The sequence below is a fragment of the Nodosilinea sp. LEGE 07298 genome, assembly GCF_015207265.1.
Lineage (GTDB): Bacteria > Cyanobacteriota > Cyanobacteriia > Phormidesmidales > Phormidesmidaceae > Nodosilinea.
The window spans coordinates 12356-30651 of the sequence record NZ_JADEXE010000017.1; the positions used below are offsets into that span (position 1 = coordinate 12356).

16 protein-coding genes are annotated in these 18296 nt (G+C 52.9%); 3 read left to right on the top strand and 13 right to left on the bottom strand.

The annotated features are described in order from the left end of the window. Positions 1-56: 56 nt before the first annotated feature. From IQ273_RS04110 to IQ273_RS04120, 3 genes are all read right to left on the bottom strand, one after another. Positions 57-995: a glycosyltransferase family 2 protein gene (locus IQ273_RS04110; RefSeq protein WP_194021905.1), complete on the bottom strand. Its 939-nt coding sequence runs from the start codon at positions 993-995 to the stop codon at positions 57-59. Positions 996-1165: 170 nt separating this feature from the next. After that, on the bottom strand, positions 1166-2245 hold the full coding sequence (locus IQ273_RS04115) for a fatty acid desaturase (protein WP_194021906.1): 1080 nt from the start codon (positions 2243-2245) through the stop codon (positions 1166-1168). A 200-nt stretch (positions 2246-2445) separates the two neighbouring features. Then, a complete protein-coding gene (locus tag IQ273_RS04120; protein ID WP_194021907.1) occupies positions 2446-4101 on the bottom strand; it encodes an alpha-amylase in 1656 nt (551 codons plus the stop codon). 764 nt (positions 4102-4865) lie between these two features. Here IQ273_RS04120 and IQ273_RS04125 point away from each other — a divergent pair. Beyond that, the gene (locus IQ273_RS04125; RefSeq protein ID WP_194021908.1) at positions 4866-5138 is read left to right on the top strand and encodes an Npun_R1517 family heterocyst differentiation transcriptional regulator; all 273 of its coding nucleotides are present in this window, start codon (positions 4866-4868) and stop codon (positions 5136-5138) included. A gap of 186 nt (positions 5139-5324) precedes the next feature. Then, on the top strand, positions 5325-6041 hold the full coding sequence (psb32, locus tag IQ273_RS04130) for a photosystem II repair protein Psb32 (RefSeq protein WP_194021909.1): 717 nt from the start codon (positions 5325-5327) through the stop codon (positions 6039-6041). Positions 6042-6161: 120 nt separating this feature from the next. Here psb32 and IQ273_RS04135 read toward each other — a convergent pair whose 3' ends face one another. Continuing rightward, positions 6162-7931, bottom strand: coding sequence for a polysaccharide deacetylase family protein (locus tag IQ273_RS04135; protein WP_228052302.1), 1770 nt, complete (start codon positions 7929-7931; stop codon positions 6162-6164). Between the two features lie 331 nt (positions 7932-8262). On the opposite strand from IQ273_RS04135, the gene pheA reads away from it, so the two are divergent. Then, the gene (gene pheA / locus IQ273_RS04140) at positions 8263-9174 is read left to right on the top strand and encodes a prephenate dehydratase (RefSeq protein ID WP_194021910.1); all 912 of its coding nucleotides are present in this window, start codon (positions 8263-8265) and stop codon (positions 9172-9174) included. Here the strand turns inward: pheA and IQ273_RS04145 are convergent. From IQ273_RS04145 to IQ273_RS04185, 9 genes are all read right to left on the bottom strand, one after another. Then, positions 9155-9796, bottom strand: a complete 642-nt coding sequence (locus IQ273_RS04145; protein WP_194021911.1) for an LON peptidase substrate-binding domain-containing protein — start codon at positions 9794-9796, stop codon at positions 9155-9157. The genes pheA and IQ273_RS04145 overlap by 20 nt on opposite strands. Positions 9797-9991: 195 nt before the next feature. Next, on the bottom strand, positions 9992-10309 hold the full coding sequence (rpsJ, locus tag IQ273_RS04150; RefSeq protein WP_017300626.1) for a 30S ribosomal protein S10: 318 nt from the start codon (positions 10307-10309) through the stop codon (positions 9992-9994). 115 nt (positions 10310-10424) lie between these two features. Further along, positions 10425-11654, bottom strand: coding sequence for an elongation factor Tu (gene tuf, locus IQ273_RS04155; protein ID WP_194021912.1), 1230 nt, complete (start codon positions 11652-11654; stop codon positions 10425-10427). Positions 11655-11677: 23 nt separating this feature from the next. Continuing rightward, a complete protein-coding gene (gene fusA / locus IQ273_RS04160; protein ID WP_194021913.1) occupies positions 11678-13753 on the bottom strand; it encodes an elongation factor G in 2076 nt (691 codons plus the stop codon). 121 nt (positions 13754-13874) lie between these two features. Continuing rightward, positions 13875-14345, bottom strand: a complete 471-nt coding sequence (gene rpsG / locus IQ273_RS04165) for a 30S ribosomal protein S7 (protein WP_194021914.1) — start codon at positions 14343-14345, stop codon at positions 13875-13877. 185 nt (positions 14346-14530) lie between these two features. Next, positions 14531-14911: a 30S ribosomal protein S12 gene (gene rpsL, locus IQ273_RS04170; RefSeq protein WP_194021915.1), complete on the bottom strand. Its 381-nt coding sequence runs from the start codon at positions 14909-14911 to the stop codon at positions 14531-14533. 113 nt (positions 14912-15024) lie between these two features. Further along, positions 15025-15432, bottom strand: coding sequence for an iron-sulfur cluster assembly accessory protein (locus IQ273_RS04175; RefSeq protein ID WP_228052304.1), 408 nt, complete (start codon positions 15430-15432; stop codon positions 15025-15027). A gap of 93 nt (positions 15433-15525) precedes the next feature. After that, positions 15526-15945, bottom strand: coding sequence for a cupin domain-containing protein (locus IQ273_RS04180; protein ID WP_194021917.1), 420 nt, complete (start codon positions 15943-15945; stop codon positions 15526-15528). A 373-nt stretch (positions 15946-16318) separates the two neighbouring features. After that, positions 16319-18127 (bottom strand): phosphodiester glycosidase family protein, encoded by a 1809-nt coding sequence (locus tag IQ273_RS04185; protein ID WP_194021918.1) that lies wholly within the window; start codon positions 18125-18127, stop codon positions 16319-16321. Positions 18128-18296: the final 169 nt, after the last annotated feature.

The following is an 18296-nucleotide window of genomic DNA, read 5'->3' on the forward strand; positions in this document are numbered from 1 at the left end:
GTGAGTTAATCGTGGGTTAGGTAAGCGAGCCGTGGAAAGACTGTGGTCCTTAAAGGCTAAGGGCAGGCCTTAGCTCTAGGCTTGGGCACTAGGTGGCGTAGACCGCTAAACACGTAGCCCAACTGCCCGTAGGCGTAGACCAGGTTTTCAAAGCGCAGGGCCGGGTCTTGCCAGCTTTTAAGAGCCTTAACCAGCCCCCGCAGCAGGCATACCCCCCGCACTTGCAGCCGCTGCCCGGTCAGAGTATGGGTGAGGTGCTCGCGGTAGCACTCACTAATGCCCTGCCACCAGCTGCGCCGCAAAAACCAGCGGCGGTTCAGGCGCTCGGGGGCAACGTTGTGGGCCACCTGGGCCTGGGGTACAAATAGCACTTCAAAGCCAGCCATCAGCGCCTGCTGGGTGAGGTGCAGTTCCTCGTTGGAGAGCAGGTTTTTGCCCACTCGGCCCAGCTGCGGGTCAAACCCACCCACCGATTCCAAAAAGTCTTTCTTGACCGCATAGTTGAGACCCCGAGGGGTTTGGCCAGGGTCGGTAATGAGTTGAGTAGTGGCACCCAAATCGTAAAACCCCAGGCTTTGCGATAGGGTGGGCGACAGCCAGGAGGGTGGGGTTATATCCTGGGGCCAGATTAGGCTCACTGCACCGCCTGCGATCGCCGCTTTATCATGGGCTTCAAACGCCTCGGCCAGTGCTGCTAGCCAGTAGGGCGAAGCCTCGGCATCGTCGTCGAGGTAGGCGAGAATACTGCCCCGGGCGATCGCGGCTCCCCGGTTGCGCGCCGCCGATAGACCCAGAGTGCTTTCATACACGTAGATCAGCTGCGGGTGGGGCAGGTAGGCGTTGACCACGGCCTTTGTGTCGTCGGTTGAAGCGTTGTCCACCACAATAATTTCGTAGGCGGTGTAGGTTTGGCCCAGCAGGCTGGCGATCGCAGGCCCCAGGTAGCTGGCCCGGTTGTGGGTGCAAATAATAGCTGAAATCAAAGGCTGAGACATTCTAGAACGCTGCTAAAAGAACCTGACGCCAACTCCAAACTCCACAATTCCAAACTCTAATTCCAAATTAAAGTGGGCAGCCTAGAACCGCACTGATTCTAAACTGCCCACTTCATTCCCTAGACTACCGAAACAGCCACAGCCCAGAGTTGTTTTGAGAACGTTATGCCCTAGCGGTGGTCGGGATGGGGTTGGTAGTAGACCTTAGCCCCCTGGTCGGCTACATAGTGACAGGCCCAAAACGATCGGGCGAAACTCTTCCACACCGGCTCCTCAGAGCGGCGGTAGTAGTCGCCCAAAATCGGCTTAATCGCTGCGGTGGCAGACTTGAGATGATAGTGAGGGATGTTCAAGAAAATGTGGTGCGCCACGTGGGTGCCAATGTTGTGGTGAATAGGGTTGATAAAGCCATAGTCGCGGTCAATAGTCGACAGCGCCCCCTTGAGAAAGTACCACTCGTCACCCCGATACCAGGGAATATCTGGCTCGCTGTGGTGCAAAAACGTCACCAGGTCAAGCCACATGACAAACACCAGGTAGGGTGCCACATAGTAAGTCACCAAAAACAGCAGACCCTGAGTGAGCCCCACCCAGGCCAAGAATAAGACCATAGCCGACCAGCATAGGGTGCTCACCAGCACATCGCGCCGCTCCGAAGGACGAAATAGATCGCTACTAGGCATAAAGTGAGACCCACTGCGCCCCGACGATCTAAAAAAGAGGTAAAACGGGTAGGCAAACAGCAACCCATAGAACCGCACGACCTTCTGCGCCATGGGCATGGCCCGATAGGTCGATTCATCAATCGGGTACCAGCTTTCATCGGTATCAATGTTTCCGGTATTGGCATGATGGGTGCGGTGGCTAATGCGCCAGCCATGGTAGGGCACCAAGATAGGCGTGTGGGTTAGGTGGCCCACTAGGTTATTAAGCCACTTATAGCGAGAAAATGACCCGTGACCGCAGTCGTGGCCTACCACAAATATGGCCCAGAACATCGTGCCCTGGGCCAGCCAAAAGATAGGAAAAAACAGCCAAGAATTCAGCGTATGAGCCACAGCGTACAGCGCTGCAATAATCCCAATGTCCAAAAATAAATAGGCTAAAGATCGGACGGTAGAAGGTTGAAAACAACCAGCTGGGATAGCAGCCTTGAGGTCTTGAAGGGTGAAGTCTAGCTCCTGCGCTGAGCGAACATAGGCTGAAAACTCTGCGTCTGCAGCCCCTAGAGGAACGCGATCTACTTGCACGAAAGTACCAATTTAACCATAGAGACGAACGCCCAGCTGCTTCAACCAAAATGAGCGGGCGTTACACAGCTTAACTTTTCGCGGCATAAAATTCTATCCCACGAGACGTACCTCGTCAGTCACCGCTCTGGTGAGTTTTCCCAATGTATGCGTACGATGGCCCTTTAGAAGCAATTTTTGATCCTGAAGTTTTCTATGGGCTATTCCGGCAGCAACTCCAGCAAAGAGGCCAACATGGGATGGTCTTCCACCCACACCGACACCGACCCGCCATTGCAACGAAACTCCGCCCAGCCATCGTCATTGGTGGTAATCGTTTGGGGAATATGCCCAGTCAGGTCGTAGAACGTGGTGTTAGGCCGACCCACCTCCATCCACTTGGTGCCCTCTGCTCCATTGCTCAATAACACCGCCATGGCCCGACAGCGATCGCCCAGGCCCAGGCGAGTCCAACCTACTACATTGGGGTGGTCAAAGTAGTCGTACTGAGGACCGTAGGCAAAATGTTTGCGGCCAATCAGCAGCCGATCCAAAATTTGCCGATGCGAGTCCATCCAAATCTCGTACTCGTTGCCGTCGCGGCCTTTATCGATATAGTGGGCACCGTAGTAGTCGCAGTAGAAAATGCAGGGATAGCCATCTGCCCGCAGCAAAATCATGGCGTAGGCCAATGGCTTAAACCAGGCTTCTACCACCGACTCTAGCGCCTGCAAAGGCTGAGTGTCGTGGTTTTCAACCAGGGTGACCGCCAGCAGCGGCATTTCTTTCACTACGGTATTGTCGAAAATAGTGCGCAGATCGTAGCTGCTGCCCGCTTTGCTGGCCTTGTAAAAATTATGGTGCAGCGGTGCGTCAAAGAGATCGAGCCGACCGCCAGAGTTACCGGCATACCAGCTGAGCGCGCCCAGATCGTAGGTCCAGTATTCACCCACGCAGAATAAACTTCGCTGGGCGTAGTGCTCCAAATGGGCCAGCCAGTCAACAAAAAAGTCGCCGCAGATATGCTTAATCGCGTCTAGTCGAAAGCCGTCCACCCCAATGTGGTCGAGCATCCATTCGCCCCAGTATTTCAGTTCGCCGCGCACCTCAGGATGATCGATATCTAAATCACAACCCATTAAATAGTCAAAGCTACCTAGCTCCCAACTCACCTTGTCCTCAAAGGTTTTGTTCTCAATCAGCCAGACGGCTTGGTAGTCGGGATCCCAGCTGTTGTAGTCAACGGCATCAAAGTGGTACCAGTGCCACTTCATGCTTGAGTACTTGTCGCCTCGGCCTGGAAAGCTAAAGCCCGTCCAGGATTTAATTTTGCGCAGATCGCCTAGGGGGCGGCGGCGATCGCTCGGATCCATAGGAATCGCGTTGAACTCCTCCTCACAATCGGCCGCCATTTTGTGGTTAAACACTACATCGGCATAGATGTTAATGCCCAAGTCACGACAGGCCTTTACGGCCGCTACATACTCATCTTTGGTACCGTATTTAGTCCGCACCGAGTGCTGCTGGTTAAACTCTCCCAGGTCAAACAAATCATAAACACCGTAGCCCACGTCGCCGCTGCCACCAATTCCTTTATAAGCTGGCGGTAGCCACAGAGCCGTAATACCTACCTCAGCTAAAGCCTGAGACTCTGCCTTAACGTAGTTCCAGTGGCTGCCGTCGGCAGGGATATACCAGTGGAAATACTGCATCATCGTGCCGTTAAGCTCCCCCTGCCTGTGCCGATTCTGGAGAAACTCTGCATTAGTCTCCAACCATTCCCGCAGCGAGGTCTTGGCAGTTGTCGCTGCTGTCGGGGTCAGGCTAGACCCTAGAGCTTTGAACGTGTCCTTCAGCTGCTGAAAAGGAGTAGACATACGCAAGCACCGTGGGATGGTATTCCCATCAGAATAGGAGCAAACCTTAAGGTTTAGGTAAAGGTTGAGTAGCAACCCAGCCCCATCAACAGTAGAAATCGCGTATTTTAGTCATTCATCATAGCCCTAAGCTTAGTCAGTGTTCTACGGAGTTTTTGCAGAGCAAGCCTAAGTTGTGGCGATCGCAGTACCTGCTCCCAGCCCAATTCCAGTCCTCAACAATGCTTGCCAGTTGCAGCCTTGAATAAGCCAATTTGCTGAGTTCAATCTCAGTACTTCAAACCTTTGACCAACCTATGTAGCCTCAATCACAGGGGGTTTCAAAGCAATATTGAATTCTAAGCAGCACCTAAAACAAACTAAATCTCAAATTTCAAATTTCAAATGACTGCCCAGTATAAAAAAATCAGTCTAGCCTGAAGATTATACGTACAGACGTTAACGCTATTAATCCTGTCCTCACAAAAATGTATCAATCCTGTGAAAACGATCAATAAAATCTAGTTCTGACTGTTTTTTTTGATTTGATGATATTGGATATATAGGCCGATCGGGCTGCTCTGCCCAAATGGTGCAGCAATCTCAGCGCCTGTGTACCTAAATCCCGTCATCATAGAGGTTGCATCACCGTTATGGATTGGCTTAGCGCCACAACTCCATGCCGTTACCGATGCCCTGCAAGCCTCCGGCAGGACCCATTCTTTAGCCCCCCAGTCTCCTCTGATGACTCCTTTCATATTTAGCTAGGGAGTACACCTTCGACTATGGCTACATCTGCACCCCATCTGTCCACAGAGGCTCAGGTTGGCGTTTACGAGTGCACTGTCACTCTCAAATTTCGTATTTTAGAAGAAAATGGCGTCATAGCCAATCGCGATCACTTACTGGAACTGCTGATCGATGCCTATTCCTACGGCAGCGATGAATTTGTCGAGCAGCTAGAGTCTTGTGTAGAGGTGAGTGAGGTGTCAGCAATGTCCGCTTCACCGCTGATGCGACGACAGTTGATTCGGCTCCGTAATTTACCCGCTGGCTAATGCGATCGCTTGGTTAATCCTGCTAGGCATAGCGCCTGTTCTTAAGCAACCTTGGTCTACCTGTTCCCTCAAAGCTCTCAGGCCCGTATATTGATTAATAGGGTTTTAGGCAAAGCTCGGGATGGTAGTCCCTAAACCCTGTAGTTGCTGTAGCCCAAGCTTATGAACAGTCACCTTCCCCAACGGATGCTTGCTCGCTCAGTTCAGCTGTGCTGGCGGGGCTTCTTAGGTCTAGTATTACCGTTGTGTTTAGTACTGGGGCTAGGAGCTTCTACCGCTGAAGCGGTAGCCGTTTTTCAGGTACCTACTGTAGCCGCCGGAGACTCAACCTGGATTATCGATGAAGCTAATATCATTAGCCGCATCAACGAGAATAAAATTTCGAGCCGATTCAGTGACCTAGCGGCTGCCACAGGTAATGAAGTTCGCCTGGTAACTATTCACCATTTCGACTACGGCGAAACCGTTCAAACCTTTACTGACAAGCTATTTGAGCGCTGGTATTCTACTCCGGCAGATCAGGCCAATCAAACCCTGCTCGTGCTAGACGAGGTTACTAAGACCGTCGGTATTCGTGTGGGCGACCAGTCAGCCACATCGCTAGACCCAGACATTGCCACCAGCGTTGCTCAAGAAACCGTGCTTTACCCGCTGCTAGAGGGTGACAAATACAATCAGTCGTTTCTGGCGGCCAGCGATCGCCTGGTGGCCGTGCTCAGTGGCCAAGAAGACCCTGGCCCCCCGGTCTTCGACGACTCCTTTGATAGCGAAAGTACTTTTGCTAGCGCCCAGGAGACCGCCGAAAATCGCGGCAATAGTACCGTCATTCTCGTTGTGTTGCTAGTGCTGGCGACGGTTATTCCTATGGCAACGTATTTCTGGTATGCGGGCTTTGGCAACTAAGCCAGTCCACCTGTCCACGCTTCAGGCCGTAGGGTAAGAGTTTGATGTTGTACCAGGTTCCCCCACCCCCAATCATTTCAGCCCTGTCTATTTGGCAAGCGTTAGCCTTTAGAAGCACCGCTAACGCTCGGTTGTGGTATTTTGCTCCTCAACTACCAAAGGGCAAGGGCTACCATCATTGGTCTCGGGAGGCACTAGACCAACGATATGAGGGACGGGGCGAGGAATATAACCCACCAAAGAATCACCCTGATAGGCCAACGAGGTGCTAGCCCCCGAATCAAGCATGACGGCATCTCGCAAGCCCGATTGGTGCAGCATTTCTCCCAGCTTTACGGAATCCACCATGGTATGGGTTACCCCTACCACTGCCTGACCAGCGGTATTAATGCCCCAAAAAGCGCGATGGCGGCGGGCATCATAATCAAACAGGCTGCCAAAGCTGCTGGCGGGCTGAGGTAAACCGTCTTTAACCAGCCAGGCCGCTGCTACGAAAGCGTCGGTTACGCCGGGCAGTTCCCGCACTAGCCCAGCCAGGGCGTTGTGGCGATTGGCCTCAAAGGGCACAAACAACACCTGATGAGGCGCAATTAGCACCAGGGGACGACCGTTGAGTCTAGGGGTTTCGCCGCCGTAGCCAGGGATAAACTGTCGGGTGCTTTGGCTCAGCACTGGGCCAATCATCACATTGGAGTCTAGATATTCAAGGGAGAAAAACCCGCCATCAACTGCTCCAGCAAGATTGGTACCCGCCATTATGTCCGGTAGTTGGTAGCGGCTGTTGGCATGGATGGTCACTGGTTGCCCACCCGTGATGAGGGAAAATGACTGATTCTCCCAGTCTACTTTTTGGACGGCTACGGGAGTATTAAAGTTAAATTCTGAATCGGCTACTGCAACCGGCGCAACACTGGGGGTAGGGGGGCCGCCCCAAGCCTGATCGACTAGCGCCGCTAGACTTGACTGGCCAAAGCGCTCAATCGCTAGCAGCGACTCTGAGGCTCCGGCAAACTGCTCATTTTGCTCGCGCATAGTAAACGCAGCCAGGTATCCAGCATCGGCTACAGCCTGAGCTACCCGCTCATCGTAGTGGCCGGTGGGGTAGCTAAAGTAGCGAATGGGCACACCCAACTCGCTCTCTAGCCTCCGCTTCGACTCAACCACCTCGTAGACCAGATCATCGTCGCTGAGGGTACGAAGGTCAGCCGGATGCGTAACGCTATGCGAGGCAATGGTCACCAGAGGATCGGTCGCCATAGTCTTGATCTGCTCCCAGGTTAGGGTCGATCGACCAGCCACATCACCGTCTACCTTGCCCGGAAAAACAAAAAACGTAGCGGGTACCTGATACTTCTGCAAGAGTGGATAGACATGCTCGTAGTGGCCTACGTAGCCGTCATCAAAGGTAATCAGCACTGGTTTTTCGGGCAGAGGGGCACCCGTACGCAAATGCTGCACGAGCTGATCTGGGCTAATGGGCGTAAGGCCGTTGTCCAGAATGGTTTGCAGATGAGCTTCGAAGTCAGCAGGAGTAAGGTCAAAAAAGACTTCAGGCGGTTCGAGGACATCGTGGTACATCAAGACTGGCACCCGCGCTTCTGCAGCTTGGGGATGAAGGCTGGGCCAGGGGGCTGCCCCTAGCTGGGCGATCGCCTGTGTCCCTAGAGTTTGCGAAGCGCTCCCTAAATTAACCCCTTGAAAGAGTTTTTCGCCTTTAGGGCTAGAAATTCTCATCTCGTCTAGACCCAAGGGACGGCGGCATAGCCGCTCGCTGCTAACCGCAGTAGGAAAGGCGTCAACTCCTGGTGCGTCAATTAAAGCAAACAGTTGAGTGTCTAATGCTTGGGGTTGATCGGCGGAACTGGGTGCAGCACCGACAACATCGCCCATCGTGATAGCCCCTGTACTCAGTGCTCCTACTAGGGACACGGCTGCTCCTAACAAAAACGCTGCTGACCCCATAGTCAGCAGTGCCCGTGCCTTTGATGGCTTTGTACCGGATATTTTCTTAGCGCTCTTGCCCATCTCTAAACCTCCTCACCAGAACCTTAGCTCCGGCCAAAACCCATTACATATTACTGAGGAAAACTGACTTTGTTCGATTAAAGCGGTCTGTTTTTTGGTTAAGGAACCGTTAATTCTGGCCCTATCAACGAGGCCTTTTCTAACCCCAGGCTAGGACGTAGTATGAAACAACCCCATTGCGCGATCGCTCTTCTTCATGACTGTCACCATCGCTTACCTAGGGCCTGAGGGCACCTATTCCCAATTGGCGGCTCTAGCCTATAGCCTCAACCTAGAACAACACGTGGGCCAACCTGTAGAGCTGAGGGCTACACCCAGCATTCCTAGCGCTATGCAGGCAACCGCCGAGGGGTTAACCAACCTCACCATAGTACCGGTCGAAAACTCAACCGAAGGGGGAGTTACAACCACCCTCGACACCCTTTGGCAGCTCCAGCAGCTAAAAATTCATCACGCGATGGTCATGCCTATTCGCCACGGTCTGCTATCGCAAGCCAAAGACCCGGCGGTCATCAGCATAGTTTACTCTCATCCCCAGGCGCTTTCTCAATGCCAATTCTGGCTTGAGCGCAACCTACCTCAGGCCAAGCTGATGGCAACTCGTTCTACAACAGAGGCCCTCGAACACCTAGCCGACAATGAGGCGGTAGCCGCGATTTCTTCAGAATGGGCTGCTCAACTCTATAATCTGCCCATTCTGGCCCATAACATCAATGACCACACTGACAACTGCACTAAGTTCTGGGTGCTCAAGCGCAGCGATCCAGAGGATCAAAGCCCCAACGGACAATATACGTCTTTGGCCTTTAGCCTTCCCATCAATGGCCCCGGTGCTCTGCTCAAACCCCTAGAAGTGTTCGCTCGATACGGCATTAACCTTAGCCGTATCGAATCACGCCCTACCAAACGATCGCTGGGGGAGTACCTCTTTTTTGTAGATTTAGAAATCAGTGGCTATAGTTCAACCGGACAGCAGGCCATTAACGAACTTCTAGCCTGTACCGAAACCCTAATTAATTTCGGCACCTATAACTTAGTCACCGTAGACCCTAGCCTAGCGGCTACCAAAGCTAAAGCCCAGTCTTCTCCTACTCAAGCACTTCTTTGAGGGCCGTGCGGGCCGCCAAGTGATTGCGGGTAGAGGTTAAGATCTCGGCTTCACGTTCTAAACGCACGCTGGTGTCATCCATCTCTAGCAGAGCCTGCTGTTCTAGGGCGACCCCATGCAGATTGCTCGCTACCCAGTAGGACAGCTCAACGGGAATATCAGGAATATTGTCGGGCAGATCAATATCCTGGTTGGTGAGCTTAGCCGACAGGTGCACTACATCGCGTAGCAGACGGTCAACGTCCGAGGCAAGAGGGCTGAGGTCTTGATCAGCGGGCTTGTCTTCTACCCACTCTACGAGACCAACTCGATAGGGCTTTTCGCGGAGATAGCTAAGCACACGGAACCGCTGCTGACCAATGGTAAGAATCTTCAAGCGATCGTCAGGCAGCCGCTGATAGTGAAGAATTTCAGCGCAGCAACCAACTTGGGCTGGATGGCCCGTAGCCGGGTCTAACATCAACACTCCAAAACGGCGATCGCTTTGAAGAATTGTATTCATCATAATCCTGTAGCGGGGCTCAAACACATGAAGCGGCAGGTGCCTCCCCGGAAACAAAACCAGCTCAGGTAATGGAAAAAGTGGGAGTTCTCGCACAGATATGGACTCAGAGAATGCCATTATCGCCTCTTGCGGGTTTCAAGCACGCCGTGCCGTAGCAAGGCAGGCTGTAACACTTGTTTACACAAAGACATTCTAACCCAACTCCCCTGCAAAATGCCGGTTATAAGGGCGTTACTCACCCAGCTTATTCCTCGCGACAGACCCAAAAGAGCCCGCTAAATATAACTATCTAGCGGGTAAAACAAGTCTGGTCTAAAGCTTCACTTCGATATCTACCCCAGCAGGCAAATCCAGCTTCATTAAAGCGTCAATCGTTTTAGATGAGGGCTGATAGATATCAATAATTCTGCGATGAGTTCGGCTCTCAAAGTGCTCACGGGAGTCCTTGTCGACGTGGGGAGAGCGCAGCACGCAGTAGATTCGGCGTTTGGTAGGCAGAGGAATAGGACCAATTGCTGTAGCGTTGGTGCGATTGGCGGTATCAACGATTTTTTCGCAGGAGGTGTCAAGTAACCTGCGGTCAAAGGCCTTTAAGCGAATGCGAATCTTTTGTTGCTGAATAGTAGCCATAGGTCTGAGAAAAATAAATTGTCTAGGTACAGAACGGAACCGAAAACTTTAGAGACAAAAGACAGGAGTGAACACCTTAGATGATCACTCCTGTCCCTTAGAAGCTAGCGCTAGACTACTTCAGAATTTTGGAGACCACGCCCGCTCCCACGGTGCGGCCACCTTCACGAATAGCGAAGCGCATTCCCTGCTCAATAGCGATAGGGTTGATGAGTTCTACGGTCATCTTAATGCGATCGCCAGGCATAACCATTTCAGCATCACTCCCATCATCAGCAGTGAAAGCGACGATGCTACCGGTCACGTCGGTGGTGCGCACGTAGAACTGAGGCTTGTAGCCGGGGAAGAAAGGAGTATGACGACCACCCTCCTCTTTCTTGAGGATATACACCTCCGACTCAAATTGAGTGTGAGGTGTAATGCTGCCAGGCTTGGCCAGCACCATGCCACGCTCAATGTCTTCTTTCTGCACACCGCGCAGCAGCAGACCTACGTTGTCTCCAGCCATTCCTTCGTCCAGAGTTTTCTGGAACATCTCCACTCCGGTTACGGTGGTGTTGCGAGTGTCGCGAATGCCAACTAGCTCGACAGTTTCACCGACCTTAACCTTCCCGCGTTCAATTCGCCCGGTTGCGACCGTGCCCCGACCAGTAATCGAGAAGACATCCTCAACGGCCATTAGGAATGGCTTGTCAATGTCACGCTCGGGAGTGGGGATGTAATCATCAACGCTATCCATCAGCGCCAAAATTTTATCAACCCATTCATTGTCACCACGGCTGATAGCGGGGGTAGTGGTCAAAGCTTCAACAGCCAGCAGAGCAGAGCCCGAGGTAATAGGAATATCATCGCCGGGAAAATCATAGGAGCTAAGCAACTCACGGACTTCCAGTTCTACCAGCTCCAGTAGCTCTTCATCGTCAACCTGGTCTTGCTTGTTCAAGAAGACAACAATGCTAGGTACGCCCACCTGCTTAGCCAGCAGAATGTGCTCCCGAGTTTGAGGCATGGGGCCATCAGCAGCAGAACATACCAAAATGGCACCGTCCATTTGAGCTGCACCAGTGATCATGTTCTTCACATAGTCAGCGTGGCCAGGGCAGTCAACGTGGGCGTAGTGGCGATTTTCGGTCTCGTACTCCACGTGGGCCGTGTTGATGGTAATACCACGGGCCTTCTCTTCGGGGGCCGCATCGATCTCGTCATATTTACGAGCCTTAGCGCCACCAGCCGCTGCCAGCGTCATGGTGATAGCAGCCGTCAGAGTGGTCTTACCATGGTCAACGTGACCAATGGTGCCGATGTTGACGTGGGGTTTATTGCGTTCAAACTTTTCGCGTGCCATTTACGTTACTTGTCCTTTCCTTTCTAAGCGTTCCCAGTGTTTTTAGAGATAATGGCCTCAGCCACGTTTCGAGGAACCTCGCCATAATGGCTGAATTCCATCGAAAAAATGCCCCGACCCTGCGTTTTTGAGCGAATGTCGGTAGCATAACCAAACATCTCAGCTAGGGGAACATGGGCTGTAACTTTTGCAACGCCAACTTCTGTTCCCATACCCTCGATCTGGCCCCGGCGGGAGTTTAGATCTCCCATGACGTCGCCCAGAAAATCTTCTGGAACTTCAACCTCGACCTTCATGATCGGCTCTAGAAGGACAGGAGACGCCTTCAAGACGGCTTCCTTCATCGCCATTGACCCAGCGATTTTAAAAGCCATCTCTGATGAGTCTACATCGTGATAAGACCCATCGACCAGAGTAACCTTTAAATCAATTACCGGGTACCCAGCTAGGATACCAGATCCGCAGGCCTCTTTCATGCCTTGTTCGGCGGGAGAGATATATTCTTTTGGAATTGTACCTCCCACAATTTTAGACACAAACTCAAAACCGCTACCCTCGTCAGTAGGTTCTACCTCAACGACCACATGACCATACTGGCCTTTGCCGCCGCTTTGGCGGATGAACTTACCCTCAGCACTGGTAGGTTTACGAATCGTTTCTCGGTAGGCCACCTGGGGAGCCCCGATATTGGCTTCGACCTTAAACTCTCGCAGCATGCGGTCTACAAGAATGTCAAGATGAAGCTCCCCCATACCCGCAATCACGGTCTGATTGGTTTCAGGATCAGTACTGACGCGGAAGGTGGGATCTTCTTCGGATAGGGATTGCAAAGCTTTGGCCAGCTTATCCATATCTTGCTTGGTTTTGGGTTCTACGGCCACTGAGATCACCGGTTCAGGCACGTAGAGTGATTCCAGCACAATGGGCTCAGCCGGGTCGCAGATGGTGTCGCCAGTAAAAGTCTCTTTAAGGCCAATAGCGGCCCCAAGGTCACCCGCCCGCAGCTCATCTACTTCGATGCGATCGTCAGCCTTGAGCACAATCAGGCGAGAAATGCGCTCTTTTTTATCCTTGGTGGCGTTATAGATGTAACTGCCCTTTTGCAGAACACCGGAGTAAACTCGCACAAAGGTCAGCCGACCGTAAGGATCAGCCATGATCTTAAAAGCCAGAGCCGCAAGGGGAGCATCATCATCCGCAGGCCGCTCAGCTAGCTCACCATTGGGCAAATGACCCTGAATAGGAGGAACTTCAAGCGGAGAGGGAAGATAATCTACAACCGCGTCTAAAAGGATTTGCACTCCCTTATTTTTAAAGGCGGATCCACACAGAACCGGCACAATAGTGCCCTGAATGGTTCCCCGACGTAGTGCCGTCATAATTTCATCTGACGACAGTGACTGCCCTTCAAAATATTTTTCCATCAGAGCATCGTCAGTCTCAGACACGGCTTCGACTAACTTGGCACGATGCTCTTCTACCACATCCAGCATATCGGCTGGAATCTCGGTATCTTCAAAATTCTGCCCTAAGTCATCGTGATAAATGCGGGCGCGCATGGCAACCAAATCAACCACGCCCTGAAAGTCATTTTCACGACCAATAGGAACCTGAATCGGTACCGCATTTGCACCGAGGCGATCGCGCAACTGACCGCACACCTTGAAGAAGTCGGCCCCGGTGCGATCCATTTTATTAACAAAGGCAATGCGAGGAACTTGGTAGCGATTGGCCTGACGCCACACAGTTTCTGATTGAGGCTGCACGCCTCCCACCGAGTCAAATACAGCGATTACCCCATCTAACACACGCATGGAGCGCTCAACTTCGATCGTGAAGTCGACGTGTCCAGGGGTATCGAGAATATTAATTTGGTGATCTTGCCAAGTAGTGCTGATAGCCGCGGCCGTGATGGTAATACCGCGTTCTCGCTCCTGCTCCATCCAGTCGGTTACAGCAGTACCGTCATGTACCTCGCCAATTTTATGCACGATACCCGAGTAGAACAGGATGCGCTCTGTGGTGGTGGTTTTGCCAGCGTCAATGTGAGCAGCAATACCAATATTTCTAACCCGCTTTAGGGGCGTTGTCCTTGCCACAGTTACCTCCTTCGTCATTCTATGGCCAGCTGTTTCGGATACCGGAACAAATTCATTGTAGGAAGCAGAAACAGCGATCGCCAATGAACCTGACGCTTCAGGACCATAAAACCGTACGGGTTTAGTAGCGATAGTGGGCGAAAGCTTTGTTCGCTTCTGCCATCCGGTGGGTCTCTTCTCGTTTACGGACAGCACCGCCTGTTTCGTTTGCCGCATCCATTAGCTCGTTGGCTAACTTAATTGCCATCGACTTACCAGGACGCTGGCGAGCAAACTGAGTCAGCCAGCGTAGGGCTAGGGCCACGCTGCGCTCAGACCGCACTTCCATAGGCACCTGATAGGTAGCTCCACCCACCCGACGAGCCTTGACTTCTACCAGAGGTGACGCATTACGCACAGCCCGTTCAAACACGTCCAGAGGATCACCACCACTACGCTCCTTAATGATTGTGAAGGAGTTGTAGATGATTTTGTCAGCCAGAGACTTTTTGCCACTGGTCATTAGCCGTCGGCTCATCATGGTGATAAGACGGCTGTTGTAGACAGAATCGGGCGGGATAGGACGCTTTTGAACAACGGTACGGCGAGACATGATCTAAATTCCAGTAGCTATAAGGCTGTGTAGCTGAACCGACAAAAGTACTCAATTCAAGACAAGCCTAGTCAGGCTTATCCAGCATTAGACAAGAACAGGGATTAGGCGATTGCTGTGGCTAACGCTCTCAAAGCGATTGAAGCTTGTCAAGCGACTAAACACTTTTCATCCTCAGGGTTTCTTTAGGAGGCTTTCTTAGGACGCTTAGCCCCGTATTTGGAACGCCCCTGGCGACGATCTTTCACGCCAGCAGTATCAAGGGTGCCGCGAATAATGTGGTAACGAACCCCAGGAAGATCTTTGACCCGGCCGCCACGAATCATGACTACGGAGTGTTCTTGCAAGTTATGACCGATACCAGGGATGTAGGCCGTAACCTCAAAGCCAGAGGTCAAGCGAACCCGCGCCACTTTCCGTAGAGCTGAGTTTGGTTTCTTAGGAGTGGTGGTATAGACCCGAGTGCAAACCCCCCGACGCTGGGGACAGCTCTTTAGGGCAGGGGACTTAGTTTTCTTCTCGGCTTTTTGGCGCTCACTCCGGATGAGTTGCTGAATCGTGGGCATAGGATGCTTGTTGTGCTACGGCGGGTGGACTCAAGTTTTCACAAGATCTAATGCTAGCACTGCGAATTGGCTTTGGTCAAATGTGACGACTTTGATTAGTAAGGTGCCCTTGGCTAGCCCGTTGGCAAACCGCCAGTACAGTCTTGGCTAACGGGAGCGTTAGAGTTGAGCGAGAAGGCGTTTCCGCAGCCGCAGGTGCGCTGGGCCAGGGGATTGATAAAGCGGAATCCTCCGCCCATGAGGTCTTCGGCATAGTCAATCGTGAGATCTTGCAGGAGATCTAAATCACCTGATGGTATCGCTAGGCTGATGCCATCACAGTCTACGGTTGTTGCTGTGTCAGCATTGGGGCATGTGGCTCCGGCCCTGAGGCGATAGGTCCATTCGGCGCAGCCGCCCGGCTCCAGCGTAAGGCAAGCCTGGGGCAGATGGTGAGTACTGCCAGTGGCCTGCCGAGCTAGCAACCGCTTGATTTCCTGAGCGGCGGCGGGGCGAATGTGAATCATGGACGGTAGCGACAAAAAACGGCGATACCGCTGAGCTTAGCACTATCGCCGTGGACTATTTAAGGTTGTTTAACTTGCTTAGAATTGGGTAAACGGATCGAGCAAAGCTTAAACCGTTTCAACGCGAGAGTAGTCGTCTTGAAAGCGAACAATGTCGTCTTCACCTAAATATTCGCCGTTTTGAACCTCAATCAGCACCAAGGGAATAACGCCCACATTCTCAAGGCGGTGCTGAGTGCAGGGAGGGACATAGGTGGATTGATTGCTGGAAAGCAAAATTTCGTTATCGCCACAGACCACTTTCGCGGTACCTGAGACTACAATCCAGTGCTCGCTGCGATGATGGTGCATTTGCAAGCTGAGGCGATGGCCGGATTTGACTTCTATCCGCTTAATTTTGTAGCCACGGCCCTCTTCTAATACCGTATAGCAACCCCAGGGCCGCAAGCCTGTTTCAGCAATTTCTTTACCGTTGCTGGTGGCCAGGGCCAACGCAGAGGGCTGAATTGACTCTTCCAATTTTGGCATAGTAATAGTTCTCCTAGAACCTAAAGGTTAAGACTGCGCCAGGAACGGCGACTCTGGGCCGCATTATCTTTAGGGTGCCCATCCCTATGAGACTGTGAATTGATCCCGAAGGTTTCGTCTTGTTAGCCCAAAAACTGATGAGCTGCGTCACTTCAGCCAACAGTTTAACAAGGGCAACTCGATAGCCAGAAGATTTTGGCGGATCAGAGGGGCAACCACATGAAGTCTTTACACCCTAATTTGACATGTTAAGGAAGTGAGAGAAATCCGGATGCCCAATTGGGCTGATCATCTACATAAGATCAACCTAATGGATGTTTTGTTGCTCAATCGAAGCCAGCTAACAAATCCGCATCACTGTATGTATTGGCTGCTACTGGAGAAAAAGGCCAATGGCGTTGTTGACTCGAGCAGCGGTGCGAGGAGAACGGTTGACTAATCGCCCACCCAAGTAAAGGCTAGCCGAGCTACCGCCGTCTAGGTTGAGGGCATCGGTAGTACCAAGCTGGAGCATAATTTGAGCCAGCTGGTTGAGGGTAGGGCCAGGACCTGCAGGGCTGTGGTGGACGGCGACTAGCAAAATTTCACCGTTAGGGGTGGTACCAATGGCGCTGCGAGGCGCTGCCTGGGTGGCAAAAGCTCGACTAAACTGTTCGAGGCCAGCATCAAGCACGAGGGCGCGATCGCGCAGCAGCAGCGGTCCGCCCCCAATCAGGTTGGGGAAGGGGGCTAGGGTTGCTGGCAACAGATTAGATGATAGAGAGACCTGTTGGCCTGGGGGCAACGCTTGAGCTGCTGTGGCATAGGAGCGCAGAGCCAAAAGATAGCCGTTGGTGGGGATCGCCAGACCCGCTGCTCCCAGGGTGCTGGCGGCCCGTTGGTTGACAACCACGTCATCCACTACCGTAACGATGGTTTCGCCTTCTAAAACGGGGCGGTAGGTCGGTCCCCAGGTGGGCGTATAGAGGCCAATGCCAGCCTGCACGTAGCCGCTGTTGATGGCCTGCACCGGAAACGTCTGTCCGCTGGCGGTGGTGAGAGTTTGGTTAAGCACCAGACGTTCCATACGCACCTGACCCTGGTCGTTCCAGCCTACGACACCACGACTGAGGATAGGCCCCGAGACCCAATTGTTGTTGGTGCGTACAGCCCCTAAAGGGTACTGATTGTTGCGGTTAAAGAAGCCGGCATTGATGGCGGCGGCGGCCTGCCAGCGTTGGGCAATGGTGGTCAAGGGAGCCGTGCCTATGGCCGTGGTGGGGTCTGTCCAGATGGGGCGCAGATTGACTTGGGCTGGGTCAAGCTGCAGCCAGTAGACCGGGAACGGCTGCCCGGCTACAGAAACGTACCGCTGCTGCCAGCGGACACCGGGAGCCCAGGCAATGCTGTGAGGCTGGAGAGTATCAGCACGAATGTCGATTACGATTTGGTTGGCTCGGGTGAACAGGCGAGGCGGTTTGCTGGCACTGGCCTGGAAGCGCAGGGCACCAGCTACAGGGGTTACCGTAAGTGATCCCAAATAGGCTCCGGCAGGGGAAGCGATCGCCTCTCTGAGCACGCGATCGTTAGCGGTAGCCCCTAGAGTCAGGGTGAGCGCGTCAGCACTATCGCTTAGCGTAGCGAGCACCGGGCCAGACAGATCTAGGGTTAAGCGCTCGCCGCCAGACAGAGTCTCTCGGCGCACGGCGATGACCTGGGCCGGGGGCGCAGTAATTTGCAGAACATTGCCCTGGGGCTGCACTTGCCAGCCGTGGCGTTGGGCCAAGGGGACGATATCTAAATACCGGTAACCGCCGTGAACCCAGGCGGCCAGTTCTACCGCACCGCCTGGTTCGGTAAACCACTGAACAGGCTGACGGTTGGGCTGGCTGCTGCTGAGCAGAGTGGCCCCCAGCTGATCTGTAACGCCATAGTCGGCGAGGCCAATCTGACCGTTGCTGATCATCCAGGGAACGGTGGCCTGAGTGCCGTTGATGATTAGAATTTGGCCCTGGGCGGTGGGATTGGCGGCGGTGGCCTCAGCCAGGGTTGCTTCAGGTGACACTGGGTTAGGCACTGTAGCCGTGGCGGTGCTGGGGGAGATCGCCCCCAGCAGACTCAGCGAGATCCACCCCCCTGCAACCCAGCGACCGCCTTGGAGTATAAGGCTCGGAAACAAAGCTAAGCCTGGCAATTTAACCATAGGAAAATTGTGTAAATGTCTGAGTATTATGAAGATAGCTAGCTGTGCCTCAGATCGTTTAGAAACGATTGCAGGCAATTTTGAAACAATGGCTACCGTTGCGATTGCTTAATTCTAAGAAGCTGTGACTAAATGCTGAGCCTAAGGTTTGTAAACTACTGATAAAGTC